Origin of the sequence: Sedimenticola sp. (assembly GCF_050289425.1) — a bacterium.
Taxonomy (GTDB): Bacteria; Pseudomonadota; Gammaproteobacteria; order Chromatiales; family Chromatiaceae; genus Sedimenticola.
Genome location: NZ_JBNKFS010000019.1, coordinates 45,368 through 62,364 on the forward strand (window position 1 = coordinate 45,368; position 16,997 = coordinate 62,364).

The following is a 16,997-nucleotide window of genomic DNA, read 5'->3' on the forward strand; positions in this document are numbered from 1 at the left end:
ACCGATCCCCGTTCTTTATAATGAACAAGGTTCCTCAGCAGGCAGCCGCAGGGACCGACCACCACACAAATATTGATTAACGCGTCCCCAAACCCCGGACCCGACGACCAACGCATGGATTGCCGCTATGTCATCCCGGGAAAACTTGTCAAAACTGATACAGTTGCTCAGCCTGCTGTTTATATTCTGGCTGATCATTTGGCTCATTTCGTTGCTGTTGTTGCCGCGTGACTACTACTCCAGCGGCTTCTTCCTGCTTGGCCTGCTGCCGATAGTCGGCTGGTTCAGCATACAACCGCGCCGCATCCTCTGGTTCCTGGCGATCCTGTTTGGCGTCAACGGGTTGGGGGATTGACCGGGCGCTATTCCTGTACCGGCCTGACTTCCCGGCCGCTACCGAATCCATGGTAATTAAGTTTCTGGTATACCGCCCGGGGCGTCATGCCCAGCGCCTCCGCCACTGCGCGGACGTCACCGCTGCTGCGTTCCAGATGCTCATGCAGGATACGACGCTCCACCTCATCCGCCGCGCTCTTTTTCAACGCCCGAAGGTCGACAGCACCGCCAACCTCGCGCGCCGCCTGAGGCACAAGATCCAGATGGATATGGCAAATGACATCGTCCCCGGCAAACAACAGGGAGCGTTCCAGCACATTCTCCAGCTCACGGATGTTTCCGGGCCACGGGTGCGCCTCCAGCGTGCGCATGGCTGCGGGAGACACCTCCTTCACCGGTGACTGATAGCGTTCGGAAAACCGTTCCAGATACATAGTTACCAGCGGTGCGAGATCCTCGCGCCGCTCCCGGAGAGGCGGAATGTGCAGCGGCACCACGTTCAACCTGAAGAACAGATCCTTGCGGAACTCACCCTGCTCGACCAGCCGCGCCAAATCCCGATTACTGGCGGCGATCACCCTTACATCGCAGGCGACGGTCCGATGTCCGCCAACCCGCTCGAAGCGCCCCTCCTGCAAAGCCCGCAGCAACGACACTTGCGCCTTGGGTGACAAACAGTCCACTTCGTCCAGAAACAGGGTCCCGCCATCGGCCCTCTCGAAGCGCCCCTGGCGTTGGTACTTGGCATCGGTAAAGGCCCCCTGCTCGTGACCAAAGAGTTCGCTTTCCACCAGATCCGCGGGCAGGCTGCCGCAGTTCACCGCGACGAAGGGCTTCTGCAGCCGGGACGACATACCATGGATGGACTTGGCCAGTACCTCCTTGCCCACGCCCGTCTCGCCGCTGAGCAGTACGGTGGCGCGGGTGTCGGCGATCTTCTCGACCGCCCGCAGCAGGGTCCGCATGGACGGGCTCTCCGCTACCAGGCGCGGCCGCTCCGACACGGGGGCCAGCTCGCGTCCTCCCGAGTCATGGGTCCAGAGCGCATGCAGGCGCTGCTCGATAATCCGCTGCAGCTCATTCGGCGCCCGTACCTCGGCGATGACCTGATGCCCGTCGCTGAAATACTCATCCCCAAGCACCGTCTCGGCGCTGACCGGGTCAAGGTGAATACAGATATCGCAACTCTGGCTGCCCAGGGCGATACGCCGCTGCAGCTCCACCTTGGCATAACCGAAATTTCTCGCGGCTACCCCGCCGAAAATGCTTGAGGTCATGTGACAGAGTCCGGGGGCCGAATGCACCAGGCTACCGAAGGGACAGCGATCGGCATGGATCTGTACCTGCCCGCGGTCACTGGATACAACCTTAAATTCGCCGCCGATGCTGTTTTTCAGCGACACGATGAGCTCGGCGTACCGATCCGGGGTTAGTGGTCCGGTCAGCCGCTCTACCTCACGGTACTTCTCCTCCCAACAGGCACTGGACTTGAAGACGATCTGCTGGATGAAGGATTGCAGGCTGCTGCAACTGGCAAAGGGCGCAATGCGGCGCGCTTCGTTGATGAATGTCTGCAGGAACTCTTCCGGCGTGAGGTCGGCAAAAGCGGCGCTATCGGACATGGTCACTCTCGTTTTCGCGAATATTCCCAAAAGGTAGCAGCTCTTTGAAGAAACACTTCATAAAACTGAAGCCCGGTTTCAGCAACCTACGGAACGCAGTGGCTAAGTCACTGATTTTTCTGCCGTCGCTCGCTGGCCTTTTAATTGCAACAAGAAACGGGCCAGCCTTGTGCCGGCCTACATAACCACAATATGATGAGGAGAAATCAATGTCCCAAGTTAAAGACGAGGTGCTTTCCGCCAACGCCCGTTACGCCGGAGATTTCGGTGACAAAGGGAGCCTTCCCATGCCGCCCGGTCGGCGTTTTGCCATTCTGACCTGCATGGATGCGCGCCTGGACCCGGCCAAATTTGCCGGACTGGCGGAGGGCGATGCCCACGTGATCCGCAACGCCGGCGGGCGCGCCAGCGACGACGCCATTCGCTCGCTGGTGATCTCGTACAAACTGTTGGGCACGCAGGAGTGGTTCATCATTCACCACACCGACTGCGGCATGGAGACCTTCACCAACGAGATCATGACCGGCCTGCTCAAAAGCAGCCTGGAGACCGCCACCGTCGATGCCAACGGCTGGCATGACACGGGAACCGGCCCCGGCTCGCCGGAGGGGGGCTACATCAACTGGCTTACCATCGCGGACAATGCCAAGAGCGTGGTAGAAGATGTCATCCGCGTGCGCAAGCATCCACTGGTGCCGCCCGAGATCCCCATCTACGGCTATCTCTACGACTGCAAGTCCGGCAAGCTGATCGAGGTAACGGAGGCCACTGTCGTAGGCGCCGTCTGAGTCAAATCCCACTTGGGAAAGGCCCCGTCTGCCGGGGCCTTTTTTCCAAACTCCACCGCATCCGGATTGAGGGACGTAATCATTCTGGAGCGAAGGGTGCATCACGACTTCGGCGTTACCATCAGGGTTAAGGGGAGTACAAATTCCATGGCGCTCCCCAGAAATTCAATATAAGCCCTGCATCCAGCCCTGGACCTGTTCCGGCGCAAGACCCCGTCCGTCGGGCCATCGAGCACCTGTTCCTCAAGATTTTCATTGCCATCGGTGACAAAGACCGTTCGCGGATAAGTGTTGACTGGGTTGTCACAGTCTGCCGGACAGGCGACACATGGAACTGAATCATGCAGGGGGTTTGGGTTAAGATGGGCACCACGGAAGCCGTATCGAACCATCAGCAAACCGGTGATTCCTATTCACGGTCAACCGGGAACAACGACCTAATCAAGGGATCACCGCACCGCCAGGAAACAACCCACCCGCCCATGATCATTCACCTCATCTCCGTTGGCAACAAGATGCCCCGCTGGGTTCAGGAGGGCTACCGGGAGTACGCCAAGCGCCTGCCTGCCGAGTGCGCTCTAAACTTGATCGAGATCACACCGGGCCACCGGGGCAAAAGCGCCGATGTGAAACGCACCATCCGGGAAGAGGGCGAGCGGATGCTGAAGGCGATCCCCAAAGGTTGTCGCATTATTGCACTCGATGTCCAGGGCAGGAGCTGGAACACTGAACAGCTTTCAGACCAACTGGGCGAGTGGATGGGGGCCGGCCCGGATATCGCCCTGTTGGTGGGCGGTCCGGAGGGTCTGGCGGAGGCCTGCCTGTCGCAGGCGAACGGCCGCTGGTCCCTGTCGCCGCTGACCCTGCCCCACCCGCTGGTGCGGGTGGTGCTGGCGGAGCAGCTCTATCGCGCCTGGAGCCTGTTACGCAACCATCCCTACCATCGCGCTTGAAACATGGGGCGGGGCGCTCGGGCGGCGGCACTTAATCGGCAGACGCGACACCGCTCGCAACCCGATAATCCCTAGGACATTCTTTACTGTCTTTCATTTTCACACTGGTGTAGGGTTAATGGCTGAGGCCGAAAGGATCTCCAGGCAGGTCGTTACAGAATCCTCGCCTGAATGAGAAAAATAAATAGTGCACCGTTAGCATTACAACCGGTTTATCCAGAAGCAGAAAATACAGGCTAACCATGCGGCCGTCGATCTACCTTGCCTCTCATTCACCACGTCGGCGTGAACTCCTGATGCAGATCGGGGTCCACCACACTGTGATCGGCGTCACCGTCGATGAAACCCCGCGCCCGCACGAAGCGCCAGCGGAATATGTCATCCGCATGGCGCTGGAGAAGGCCCGGGCTGGCCGGCAAGCCACCTCCCAGCGCACACCGCTGCCGGTGATGGGCGCCGATACCGCGGTGGTGGTCAACCAACGGATTCTGGGCAAACCACGGGATCGGCAAGATGCCATCGAGATGTTGATGCAGCTCTCCGACACTTGCCACAAGGTATTGTCCGGCGTCGCCCTGATAGGGCAAAAGGAGGAGACCCGTCTCAGTGTCAGCCAAGTCCATTTTCGTGCCATCAGCGAGGAAGAGGCCATCGCCTACTGGAAGAGCGGTGAACCGGCCGATAAGGCGGGCGGCTATGCTATTCAGGGTAAGGGCGCCCTATTCGTCACCAGATTGGAGGGGAGTTTCTCCGGTGTCATGGGGCTGCCCCTGTTCGAAACCGGTGATCTGCTACGGCGGGTGGGCATCCCCCCCTTGCATGAATGAAGAGATTTTCCATGAGTGAAGAGATACTGGTCAATGTTACCCCTCCCGAAACCCGGGTCGCCGTGATTGAAAACGGCGTGGTACAAGAGATCATTATTGAACGCACCCAGCGCCGGGGATTGGTCGGTAATATCTACAAAGGAAAGGTATGTCGCGTGTTGCCCGGCATGCAGGCTGCGTTCGTCGATATCGGCCTGGAGCGCGCCGCCTTTCTGCATGCCTCGGACATCAGCAACGGCGATACCGTCAGCAGTGACAGCAACATCAACGCCCTGGTGCGCGAGGGCGCGGAAGTGATTGTCCAAGTCGTCAAGGACCCCCTTGGCACCAAAGGCGCCCGCCTCACCACCCATATCTCCATCCCGTCGCGCTATCTGGTCTTCATGCCGGAGCTGAACAACCTTGGCGTATCACAAAAGATCGAGGATGAAACCGAACGCAACCGACTACGGGAGATCGTCACCGGCTTCTTTAGCGACTCCTCACTCAGCGGCAACTTCATCATTCGCACGGCGGCTGAAGGAGTGGATGAAGAAACCCTGAAATCGGATATCCGCTTCCTGACCCGACTCTGGCACGCCATTCAAGACCGGATGCAAACTTCGCCACCGCGTCAGATGATCCACGAAGACCTTCCGCTCTACCTGCGCTCACTGCGCGACTTGATCACGGCCGACGTCGAACGCCTGCGTATCGACTCGCGAGAGAGCTGGAAAAAACTGACGCAATTCGCTGAAAAGTTAATCCCGGATAGTCCCGTGAAGATCGAATACTATCCGGGCGAGCGGCCCATCTTTGACCTGTATGGGGTGGAGGACGAGATCCAGAAGGCCCTGGAACAGAAAGTGGTACTCAAATCCGGCGGCTACCTGATTATCGACCAAACCGAGGCGATGACCACCATTGACGTCAACACAGGCGCCTTCGTCGGGCATCGTAACCAGGAAGAGACCATTTTCAAGACCAACATGGAGGCGGCTCAGGCAATCTGTCGTCAGTTACGGCTGCGCAACCTCGGCGGCATTATCATTATCGACTTTATCGATATGGTGGAAGAAGAGCACAAACGCCAGGTGTTGCGGGCGCTGGAGAAATCCCTGGCACACGATCATGCCAAAACCCACATCACCGAGGTCTCCAGCCTCGGACTGGTGGAGATGACCCGCAAGCGCACCCGGGAATCGCTGGAACATATCCTCTGCGAACCCTGCCCCTGTTGCGGCGGTCGCGGTTCACTGAAAACCGCAGAGACCACCTGCTATGAGATCTTCCGCGAAATCCTGCGCGAGGCCCGTCAGTTCGATGTGGAGTCGCTGTTGGTACTGGCTTCTCAGGAAGTGGTCGACCGCCTGACGGATGAAGAGTCCGCCACCCTGGCGGAGCTGGGCAGCTTTATCGGTAAAACCATACGGCTGCAGGCAGAGTCGCTGTATAGCCAGGAACATTACGACGTGGTGTTGATCTAGGACCTGAGCATTGAAGCGTCTCTATCACTTTTCGGTCAGGACCGTCCGGCGATCACTGATTCTACTGATCATTCTTGGCGGGTTGCTGGTCGTTTCCGGACGATTGCTGGCACCGCTGGCAAAAGAGTATCGAACCGAAGTGGCTAACTGGGCCAGCGAACTGCTGGGCCAACCGGTTGAAGTGGGCCGGCTACGCGGTAACTGGCGCGGACTGGGTCCCGAGCTGATTCTCTATGACATGCGGCTATTCGATCCCCGGAGCCATAAACCCACACTCTATTTGAAAGAGGTACGGATCACCCTCGGGCTGATCGACTCTTTGCGCCAGTTAAACCCCGTGGTGCGCAAGGTCGCCTTCGTCTCCCCCAGGCTCAGGGTGATACGCCGGCCAAACGGTGCCATCACCATCGGCAATCTGGATGAATTGGCTGAACTCAATCAAGGCGACGGAAGCTCAGCGTTCCTGTTGCCGACCCATCTCAGCCTGGAAAAGGGCGAGGTGATCTGGGAGGACCAGACAGTCAACGTCCCACCACTCAGACTCACCGACGTTGACCTGAATCTGCGCAACGGTGGCAGCCGGCATCAACTTAACGGCAGTATCAGCCTGCCCGGCGAGCAGTCGGGAAAACTTGAACTGGCCATCGACCTGCGCGGACAACTGAATCAGGTCGATAGCTGGAGCGCCCGCAGCTATATGCGCAGCAGTGGCATCGACCTGGCCTTTTTGCTCAACCGTCGCGTGGCAGACACCTACCGCTTTAGCAACCGCCAGGCGGATATCGAGCTGTGGGGCGAGTGGGATCACGATGGTTTGATCAATCTGGAAGGGACCACGGAGTGGGAACAGGTCGCCATCACCCGGCAGACAGCGAATCAGGAACAAGGAAGCAACACCTTGGGACTGGATCGGGCCTCGGGCACTCTCCGGATACAACGACAACCGGCCGGTTGGCAACTGGATTTGGTCAACCTGCTAGTCCAACGCAACGGCCAAAACTGGCCCCAATCACAGATTGGCCTCATCGCCCAACGGGACCCGCAAGGTCACTGGCGTCTGCGTGGCGGAAGCAGCCGACTGAGGCTGGAAGATATCCATGCCATCAGCACCCTGTTCCCGCTTCCGGACCGCAATATAGAGCAGATGTTAAAGCGGGTGGAGGCAAATGGCAGCCTGAACAATCTACGCATCGACATGCGCCAAACCGAAGACGGTACCAATTGGTCAGCCAGCGGCGAAATAACCGACTTCACCTCCAAGCCTTGGCAAGGCTTGCCTGGGGTGCATAATCTGCCACTGGCCTTCTGGATGGATGATCGGCATGGCACCCTCTCCGTTGATGGGGACGAGGTCTCCGTAACCTTCGCCGACCTATTCCGGGACCCGCTGATACTCAAGCGGGTGCAGGGCGATCTAAGCTGGCAACGCCAACAAAATGGTGACCTGGCTATCGCCAGCGAGCGCCTGTTGGCGGAAAATGACGATATTCATTCACTAAGCCGCCTGCGCATGACCCTCCCCAAGTCGGATCAGGAACCGCTGTTTCTGGATCTGCAAAGCGACTTCTGGGATGGCGACGCCACCACCACACATAAATACCTGCCAACCGGCATTATGAGTAAGGACGTGGTCGCTTGGCTGGACCGCAGCATCGGCACTGGCCATGTCACCGAGGGGAGCGTACTGGTGAGAGGTCCACTGTCCGATTTTCCCTTCGAAAAACGACCGAGCGGACGCTTTGAAGTATTTTTCAATGTAGAGGACCTCCATCTCGATTATTGGCCGGAGTGGCCGGCACTGAATAAGGTCCGCGCCGATGTACGCTTCCTGAACAACAGCTTCGATACCTGGGTCAGCGGCGGCGAAATTCTGGATAGCCGCCTTACCGCCGCCCATGCCCGGATTGATGAGCTGGCCCGCACTTCACCGCTTGAACTGAACGGAAGTGTGGAGGGGCCGTTCAACGACACGTTGCGGCTGTTGAGAGAATCACCGCTGAAGCACGATTTTGCCTCACTGGTCAAAGGCCTTGAGGGCGAGGGTGAATCGCAGTTGGAGATCGCATTCAAGCTGCCGGTTGATGACGGTTCCCCGTTCAAACTGGATGGGCGACTCCAATTTATGGACTCCACCCTGCACCTGGCACCCTGGCAGATATCTCTCAACGATATCCGTGGTGATCTGCAGTTCGACCAGGACCATATCTATGCCACCGGCATCAGCGGGAAAGCGTTTGATCTGCCGATCAAGGTCGATGTCTCAACCCCAAAAACCAATAGCCATGCCACCCGCATCAGCGCCACCGGCAATGTGCCGGTGAGCACGTTGCAAAAGCAGTTCCCGGCCTTAGAGCAAGCCGCCTTCGTCACTGGCAGTAGTCGCTGGACACTGGATCTGGATATCCCCCATATCGCCGCCGGACCCAACGCGCCGGTGCCGCTGCGCGCCCATTCGGACTTGGTCGGCGTTCGCATCGATCAACCCGCACCGTTCGGCAAGAAACCGCAGGCCGTACGCCCCCTGCTGCTGGAGACCCGGATTGACAACAAACCGGTACAACAGCTGCATATCCGCTATGACGAGCAACTGGATATGGCCCTGGCTGTCGATCGCAGCCACCCCGAACAACCGCGGCTGACTCGGGGGGGCATCGTGCTCGGTGGAGAGCGGGCCACACTTCCGCAAAAGCCGGGCATTGAACTGACCGGCCGACTAAAGAGACTGCAACTCAAGCCTTGGGTTGACCGCCTCCAGACGCAGTCCGGCGACATCACACTGCCCCCGCTTAACCACGTATCACTGACGATTGACCAACTGGAAATCGGTGAACAAAAAACCGATCAGGTAAGCCTTGACCTGGATCGGGGAGACACCCACTGGGAAGGGAACCTGGTCAGCGACTGGGCGGATGGAGCGGTTCGCATCCCCGTCAAGATTTCCCCGCCCGGCGTAGTCAGCGCCAAACTGAAGAAGCTACGTCTGGACCCCTGGCTGGAACTGCTGGGTAACCACACAACCGCTACAGATACAGTACCCCTGGAGCGCCTGATCCTGACCGCTGACCAGTTGAGCTTCAAGCAGGCATCGGTCGATGCATTCAATCTGGACCTGGCACAACAGAACCAAAGCTGGCAGGGCCGCTTCAGCAGCAGTCGGTTTGATGGGGAGATCACCATTCCGCAACAGCTACCGCAAGCGCCGATCAAGCTGACTTTAAACCGCCTGGATCTGAGTCTGGACGACAGCCTGTTCAGTCACCCACAGCGCTCGCCGGCTCAACCGCATGAACCGCTCGATCCGAACCGAATACCGGCCCTTGAAGCCGAGGCAAAGGAAGTCATCATCAACGGCAAACCGTTCGGTACACTGCAGTTGATCACCCAGCATCGCGGTAACTCACTGGCACTGCAGACCCTTTCACTCAACTCGGAACGCCTGCAGCTCTCCGCTACCGGCAATTGGCAAGCCGACACAGCGCTGTCATCCCAATCGCAACTGGACATCTCTCTCTCCAGCCGTGAATTGGGCAGCGTACTCAGCGATCTTAAATTGTCGAATAATATTGATGGTGCACCGGTTGAGATCGACAGCCGATTGAACTGGCAAGGATCACCCATTGATTTTAGCACGCGTCTACTCAGCGGCCAGTTAAGCATGCAGATCGGCAAGGGACGCTTTCTGAAGGTCGATCCGGGTGTGGGACGACTATTTGGCCTGTTCAACCTGGGAGCACTGCGTCGTCGCCTGACGCTCGATTTCAGTGATATCTTCAAAAAAGGTTTCACCTATGACAGTATCGCGGGCAACTTCATACTGGATACTGGGGATGCCTTCACCAACGACTTCCGCATGAAGGGACCGTCGGCCAACATCGAACTCTCCGGCCGCATCGGCCTGGGTGATGAAGATTTCGACGCACTGGTCACCATCACGCCCAAAATCTCTTCCAGCATACCATTGGCCGGCGCCATCGCTGGCGGGCCTGCCGTAGGGGCCGCCCTGTTTCTCGCTCAGCAGTTGGTAGGCGATTCCATCGACCGGGTTACCCGCCTGGAATATATGGCAACCGGCAGTTGGGACGATCCGGTTCTGACCCCAAAAACAGGTAACAACCCAGAGGGCACCAGTCAGGCACTGGAGCAAAACAAGTCAGATACCGCCGAGAATGAACCCACCACCACCCCGTCCACAGACAGTCAAAACAACAGGTCGAAAACACAACCCAGCCCTAGTACCCCAAATCCGGCTGCTTCGCCAAGCGAGCAAGATAAGCCTTCGGGGTTCTTTTCCCGTCTACTGGATAAAATCAAACCCACCGGCCCGGCCTATCCTGAGACAGCGCCGGACAAACCCTGAACGACAGCCGCACAGAACCCACCGATCCCCCTTATCAGGGAGCGTGTGACACAACAGATTCCCAAAAGGCACCGTAAATACGATCAGAGAAATGGGCGGCTATTTTGGAGCAATTGCCAGACTACCTTTGAGCGGACACGGGGGTCTGCCCCTACTTGGTCCGCAGTAAGGGTTAATGCTATGCTCCGATCAGATCGTTATCTGATCGCAGTCTTTGATTAACCAGGAAACACGCTTACACATGAGCAGAGAAAAAAACAGAATTTCCGCCATTCAGATGGCCACCGGACCCAATGTCAGCGCCAACTTACTGGAGGCGGAACGGCTGGTCACCGAGGCCGTAGAGAATGGTGCCGGGCTGGTAGTCTTACCGGAAAATTTCGCCTTCATGGGTAAACATGACAAAGATCTCTGCGCCCTGCGGGAAGTTGATCATGACGGACCTTTGCAGGAATTTCTCAGCCAGTTGGCCAAGCGACATGAGATCTGGGTGGTGGGTGGCACCATTCCGCTGGAGGCACACGACAATAGCAAAGTGCGTGCTGCCTGCATCGTCTACGATGACCAGGGCAGACGGGTTGGCCGCTATGACAAGATACATCTGTTCGATGTCAACCTGATCGAAGCCAACGAACGTTATGTCGAATCCGAGACCATTGAGCCCGGCGACCAAATCGTCGTGCTTGACTCACCGTTCGGCAAGCTGGGCATTGCGGTCTGTTATGACTTGCGTTTTCCCGAACTGTTTCGCCGCCTGCTGGACAAAGGGATGGAGATTGCCTGCATGCCCTCCTCTTTCACCGCCATCACCGGCAAAGCCCATTGGGATACCCTGGTACGGGCGCGGGCGATCGAAAACCTCTCCTATGTCGTGGCGGCCGCGCAGGGCGGATTTCATATCAACGGACGGGAAACACACGGCCACAGCATGATCGTGGATCCCTGGGGAAACATCCTCTCCCAGGTGCCACGCGGCACCGGTTCGGTCAGTTGCAAACTGGATCTGGGCTACCTCGCTTCGCTCCGTCGCAATTTCCCGACCATCAACCACCGAAAACTCTAACCGGTTGGCGCTGTCTACCCTAACAGGTGACACGCGCCTCAGCCGGAAAACCCCTCATCGGGAGCCGAGAAAAAGCTCACAACCCGACAACCGTAACGGCTCAGCAACCACAGGATTAACAAGCTACCAGCATGTCAGACACCATTGAAATCGCACGCAATACCCTCCTCGCCCCCGCCTCACTCAGCGACAGCGATCTTGACCGAGTGATGGATCAGTTGCTCACCTCGCAGATCGACGCCGCTGATATCTATTTTCAGTCCAGTCGACTCGAATCCTGGGTGCTGGAGGATGGCATCATCCGCGATGGCAATTACAACATTGAACAAGGTGTCGGGGTACGTGCCATCAGCGGCGAAAAAACCGGTTTCGCCTATACCGATGAAATTGCCTTGCCGAGCCTGCTGGAAGCAGGAAAGACCGCTCGGGCGATCGCCCGGGCCGGCAGCCACGGCAAGACCCGGCTCAGTCGCACCACGCCGCGGCATCAGCTCTACACCCCACTCAATCCTCTGGAGACTATGACCGAAGACGAGAAGGTCGATCTCCTGCGTAAATTGGACGCCGAAGCAAGGCGACAGGATCCCCGGGTTCAGCAAGTGATCGCCAGCCTGGTAGCCGCCCACGACGTGGTCATGGTGGCCGCCAGCGACGGCACCCTGTGTGGCGATGTACGTCCCCTCGTACGTTGCAATGTGCATGTCATTGTGGAGTCCGATGGGCGTCGCGAACAGGGTTCCAGCGGCGGCGGCGCTCGCGAAGGATTCCAGTTTTTCATAGACCAGGAGCGTGCCCTGGGTTACGCCCGCGAGGCGGTACGCCAGGCCCTGGTCAATTTGGATGCCGAAGATGCACCCGCGGGCAGCATGACCGTAGTACTGGGCTCCGGCTGGCCGGGCATCCTGTTACACGAGGCGATCGGTCACGGACTGGAAGGGGACTTTAACCGTAAGGGCACCTCCGCTTTCTCCGGCCGAATCGGCGAAAAAGTCGCTGCCGACGGCTGTAACGTGGTAGACGACGGCACGCTGCCGGGTCGGCGCGGCTCGCTCAATATGGATGATGAAGGTACACCCTCTCAATGCACCGTACTGATCGAGGACGGCCGACTGAAAGGCTATATGCAGGACAAGCATAATGCCCATTTGATGGGTAGCCACTCCACCGGCAACGGTCGTCGTGAATCCTATGCCCACCTGCCTATGCCGCGCATGACCAACACCTACATGTTACCGGGCCAGCATGACCCGGGGGAGATCATCGCCTCGGTCAAGCAAGGCCTCTATGCGGTCAATTTTGGTGGCGGTCAGGTGGATATCACCTCAGGCAAATTCGTCTTCTCCGCCAGTGAAGCCTACCTGATCGAGAACGGTAAGGTGACGCGTCCGGTGCGCGGCGCCACCCTGATCGGCAGTGGCCCGGAGGTGCTTACCCGGGTCAGCATGATCGGCAATGACCTGGAACTGGATGCCGGCGTCGGCACCTGCGGCAAAGATGGCCAGAGCGTCCCCGTCGGCGTCGGTCAACCCACCCTGAAGATAGATAACCTCACCGTCGGCGGCACCAGCGCCTGAACCCTTGATTGAGAAAACCCATGACTGAGCAGCAGATATCCGCCCGTCAGGCGCAGCTAGAGCAGATGGTCAACGACCTGTTGAATGAAGCCAAACAACAGGGCGCCAGTGCCGCCGAGGCGGCCGTCTCCAGCGATAGCGGCCTCTCCATCAATGTTCGCAAGGGCGACGTGGAGACCATTGAGCACACCCGCGACCAGGGACTGGGCATCACCGTCTATTTCGGCCAGCGCAAAGGTACCGCCAGCACCTCTGACTTCCGGCCGGAGGCGATCCGGGACACGGTCCGAGCCGCCTGCAATATCGCCCGTTTTACCAATGACGATCCCTGTAGCGGTTTGGCTGACGCCGACCTGATGGCGACCGATATCCCCGACCTCGACCTCTACCACCCTTGGGACATCACTCCGGAGTCCGCCATTGAACTGGGCATACGCTGCGAAAGTGCCGCGTTGGAGCTGGATCCGCGAATCAGCAACACCGAAGGCGCGAGCGTGAACAGCCACAGTGGCCTGCACGTCTACGGCAACAGCCACGGCTTTATCGGCGGCTACCCCAGCAGCCGCCATAGCCTTAGCTGCTCGGTCATCGGCCAGCAAAACGGTTCCATGCAGCGCGACTACTGGTACACCGTTGGGCGCCGCGCCAGTGATTTGGAATCGGCACAGGATGTGGGCCGTAAAGCCGGCGAACGCACCTTGGCGCGGCTCGGCGCACGTCAACTCAGCACCCGACAGGCGCCGGTCATTTTTCGCGCCGATATCGCCGGCAGCCTGCTACGCAGCCTGATCAGCGCCATCAGTGGTTCCAGCCTTTATCGCAAAGCCAGCTTCTTGCTCGACCAGCTGGGCGAACAGATCTTTCCTACCCATATACAAATTCAGGAAAACCCGCGCATACCCGGCGGTCTGGGCAGCGCCTCATTCGATAGCGAAGGAGTCGCCACCTACGACAAACGGATCATCCGGGACGGCGTCTTGCAGACCTACCTGCTGGGCAGTTATTCGGCACGCAAACTGGGGATGCAGACCACCGCCAACGCCGGAGGGATACATAACCTCAGCATCACCCCGGGGGAACACGACCTGGAAGGCCTACTGCGGGAGATGGGTAGCGGTCTGCTGGTGACAGAGATGATGGGGCACGGAGTCAATATGGTGACCGGCGACTACTCGCGGGGCGCCGCCGGCTTCTGGGTGGAACAGGGTGAAATCCAGTATCCAGTCGAGGAGATCACCATCGCCGGAAACCTGAAGCAGATGTTCGCCCAGTTGCAAGCTGTCGGCCGGGATGAAGAGCGACGTAGTAGTATTCGCACCGGTTCGCTGTTGATCGAACAGATGACGATCGCCGGCGAATAGGTTGGCACCACAGATTTTTAAACGCTGAAAAAAGAAACGGGACCATCAGGTCCCATTAACACTCCTCCAGGCTTATATGCAGATACGTCCAGGACGTCCTTATTTTTCTTTGCCTGTTGTTATCAGACTCACCACTCTATAGTTTAACGGCGGCTTGCGTCTGTACGGCGCCTTGCGGCTGCGGTCCCAGAAATAACGGACCGGTCCCCCTCCTACTATCACAACGATGGGCCAAACATAACCCGTGCCCATCCATTTTTCAATATCTAATCCATTGATAATAAAATGAATTAGCTTTTTCCATGCCCGCATCCAACATTTGCATTGGCCGGGATAAAAACCGTTCGCTACAGTAAACGGATCATTCCTACCAAGTCAATAACATTTTTTTGGCCCGCTGGACGGTGAATACGCAGCTTAAACCGGGATGTTCGCTTACCCTCCCGGACAAAATGCCGGCTTGTTCAATCGACAAGGTGACAACCCCAATATGTATAAGGCAGCCGGATTCAAATCACTGGGCAAGAAGACCCTGGATAGGTTATCCTTATGCATTGTTATTTAAACATAAGATAATCGGATAGCTATGCAAACCATTCCTGATATCACCGATAACGAAACCTGGATCATCCGCACCACCTTGCGTGAACGGTACAACCAAGAGGTTGAACTGCAGCTGGCAGATTCAGAAATCCGTCTGCGCCCCTCCGACCGGGAGTTGAGCGCCTGCCCAGTCTGGTACTGGCAGTGGGACGGCTGTCATTTCGTTATCTTCAAGACCGGCGACAAGAATTACCGCTGCCAATTCTTTTACAAGCCCTATCGCCAATACGGTACCGGGGTCTACGAATATACCGATATCACCGAGTGCGCCGTGTCGCTGCTCCAAGCCCAGGCAGACTTCGAGGCGAAGGAGCGCGGTGACATCTAACTTAAGGAGTTCATCTCGCAGAGACACAAAGCACGCAAAGGTTTCTGATAAATCAATGTCGCTAATGCAGACCACATGCACCACCTTGTCCGGTCGACGACGGTTAGATGTGAAATCAGCACCCTGTTTTCTTTGCGCTCTTGGCGTCTTGGCGAGAGATTGACCAAGACATCGCGCCGGACGTCTGATGCGTCCGGCTGACCGAACGGAAATCATTACTAAAACCTATGAGAGGAAGATGAAAGCATGACCAAGAAAAACGCTTTCTATGCACAATCGGGCGGTGTCACCGCCGTTATCAACAGCTCGGCCTGCGGCGTCATTGAAACCGCCCGCAAGCATGCCGACCAGATCGGCACCGTCTATGCAGGACGCAACGGCATCATTGGCGCCCTCACCGAAGAGCTGATCGACACCAGCTTGGAATCGGATGAGGCAATTGCCGCCTTGCGCAACACCCCCTCCGGCGCCTTCGGCTCCTGCCGCTTCAAATTGAAGAGCCTGGAAGAGAACAAGCGCGAATATGAGCGACTGATCGAGGTATTCAAGGCGCACAATATTGGTTACTTCTTCTATAACGGCGGCGGCGACTCCGCCGACACCTGTTACAAGGTGTCCCAACTGTCCGAGAAAATGGGCTTTCCGGTCCAGGCAATCCACGTCCCCAAGACCGTGGACAATGACCTGCCGATCACTGACAACTGCCCCGGTTTCGGCTCGGTCGCCAAGTACATCGCCGTCTCCACCCTGGAGGCCAGCTATGACGTGCGCTCCATGGCCGCCACCTCCACCAAAATCTTCGTTATCGAGGTGATGGGACGCCACGCCGGCTGGATCGCCGCCGCCGGCGCCCTGGTGGAAGATTACGGCATTCCGGTTATCACGCTCTTCCCCGAGGTGGAGTTTGATCAAGAGACGTTCCTGGCTGCGGTGGATGCCAAAGTGAAAGAGCACGGCTACTGCTCGATCGTCGTCTCCGAAGGCTGCCATTGGCCGGATGGCAAATTCCTGGCCGAGCAGGGTACCCGCGACTCCTTCGGCCATGCTCAGTTAGGTGGTGCGGCACCTGTTGTGGCCAATATCGTCAAGGATGCCCTGGGCTATAAATATCACTGGGCAGTCGCCGACTATCTACAGCGCGCGGCCCGCCACCTCGCCTCCGCCTCCGATGTGGAACAAGCCTATGCCCTGGGGGTAGCGGCTGTCGAAAAGGCGCTGGAAGGGAAGAACTCCATCATGCCGACCGTGGTGCGGGATGCATCCAGCCCCTACCAGTGGCACATCGGCGAAGCCCCGCTAAGCGAAGTGGCCAATGTGGAAAAAATGATGCCGATGGACTTCATCTCCGAGGACGGCTTCGGCATCACCGACAAGTGCAAGGAGTATCTCTACCCGCTGATTAAGGGCGAAGCTTATCCGGCCTATGACGATAACGGCATGCCCCGTTATGTAACCCTGAAGAGCGCGGTAGTGGATAAAAAACTGCCGGAATTTGAGCTCTGATTAAATTGGGCTAACCGGGCAGAACTGGGGCAACCGGCAGGACAAACGCTATATATCCTGCCGGTCACGCACCGAGTGAAACGTGATGCTTGATCGGCGGGAATAGCCCATATCAGGGCCATATCCATCAAGAAACTTATGGGAATATCACCTAGAATTATAAGATCTTTTGAAAAAAAGCCTTAGGTCAGGTCTAATAGCCGGCTCATTTTCACA

The 16,997-nt window shown here is 57.7% G+C and carries 12 protein-coding genes; 11 read left to right on the forward strand and 1 reads right to left on the reverse strand.

Annotated elements, in window-relative coordinates; translation table 11 throughout:
* Positions 1–127: 127 nt before the first annotated feature.
* Complete coding sequence (locus ACQY5R_RS13575; RefSeq protein WP_428609387.1) at positions 128–355, forward strand: hypothetical protein; 228 nt, start codon at positions 128–130, stop codon at positions 353–355.
* Between the two features lie 7 nt (positions 356–362).
* Here ACQY5R_RS13575 and ACQY5R_RS13580 read toward each other — a convergent pair whose 3' ends face one another.
* The gene (locus ACQY5R_RS13580) at positions 363–1,958 is read right to left on the reverse strand and encodes a sigma 54-interacting transcriptional regulator (protein WP_428609389.1); all 1,596 of its coding nucleotides are present in this window, start codon (positions 1,956–1,958) and stop codon (positions 363–365) included.
* A gap of 209 nt (positions 1,959–2,167) precedes the next feature.
* On the opposite strand from ACQY5R_RS13580, the gene ACQY5R_RS13585 reads away from it, so the two are divergent.
* From ACQY5R_RS13585 to ACQY5R_RS13630, 10 genes are all read left to right on the forward strand, one after another.
* On the forward strand, positions 2,168–2,746 hold the full coding sequence (locus ACQY5R_RS13585; RefSeq protein ID WP_428609391.1) for a beta-class carbonic anhydrase: 579 nt from the start codon (positions 2,168–2,170) through the stop codon (positions 2,744–2,746).
* Between the two features lie 482 nt (positions 2,747–3,228).
* Positions 3,229–3,699, forward strand: a complete 471-nt coding sequence (gene rlmH, locus ACQY5R_RS13590) for a 23S rRNA (pseudouridine(1915)-N(3))-methyltransferase RlmH (protein WP_428609392.1) — start codon at positions 3,229–3,231, stop codon at positions 3,697–3,699.
* Between the two features lie 242 nt (positions 3,700–3,941).
* Positions 3,942–4,526, forward strand: a complete 585-nt coding sequence (locus ACQY5R_RS13595) for a Maf family protein (protein WP_428609394.1) — start codon at positions 3,942–3,944, stop codon at positions 4,524–4,526.
* Between the two features lie 11 nt (positions 4,527–4,537).
* Positions 4,538–5,992, forward strand: a complete 1,455-nt coding sequence (gene rng / locus ACQY5R_RS13600; RefSeq protein ID WP_428609396.1) for a ribonuclease G — start codon at positions 4,538–4,540, stop codon at positions 5,990–5,992.
* A 10-nt stretch (positions 5,993–6,002) separates the two neighbouring features.
* Positions 6,003–10,349, forward strand: a complete 4,347-nt coding sequence (locus ACQY5R_RS13605) for a YhdP family protein (RefSeq protein ID WP_428609397.1) — start codon at positions 6,003–6,005, stop codon at positions 10,347–10,349.
* A 241-nt stretch (positions 10,350–10,590) separates the two neighbouring features.
* On the forward strand, positions 10,591–11,412 hold the full coding sequence (locus ACQY5R_RS13610; protein ID WP_428609399.1) for a carbon-nitrogen hydrolase family protein: 822 nt from the start codon (positions 10,591–10,593) through the stop codon (positions 11,410–11,412).
* 131 nt (positions 11,413–11,543) lie between these two features.
* Positions 11,544–12,986 (forward strand): metalloprotease TldD, encoded by a 1,443-nt coding sequence (tldD, locus tag ACQY5R_RS13615; protein ID WP_428609400.1) that lies wholly within the window; start codon positions 11,544–11,546, stop codon positions 12,984–12,986.
* A 20-nt stretch (positions 12,987–13,006) separates the two neighbouring features.
* Positions 13,007–14,347: a metalloprotease PmbA gene (gene pmbA / locus ACQY5R_RS13620; RefSeq protein ID WP_428609402.1), complete on the forward strand. Its 1,341-nt coding sequence runs from the start codon at positions 13,007–13,009 to the stop codon at positions 14,345–14,347.
* A gap of 586 nt (positions 14,348–14,933) precedes the next feature.
* A complete protein-coding gene (locus tag ACQY5R_RS13625; RefSeq protein ID WP_428609404.1) occupies positions 14,934–15,278 on the forward strand; it encodes a hypothetical protein in 345 nt (114 codons plus the stop codon).
* Between the two features lie 246 nt (positions 15,279–15,524).
* Positions 15,525–16,781 carry a 6-phosphofructokinase gene (locus tag ACQY5R_RS13630; RefSeq protein WP_428609405.1) on the forward strand — a complete coding sequence of 419 codons (1,257 nt, stop codon included), beginning with the start codon at positions 15,525–15,527 and terminating at the stop codon, positions 16,779–16,781.
* Positions 16,782–16,997: the final 216 nt, after the last annotated feature.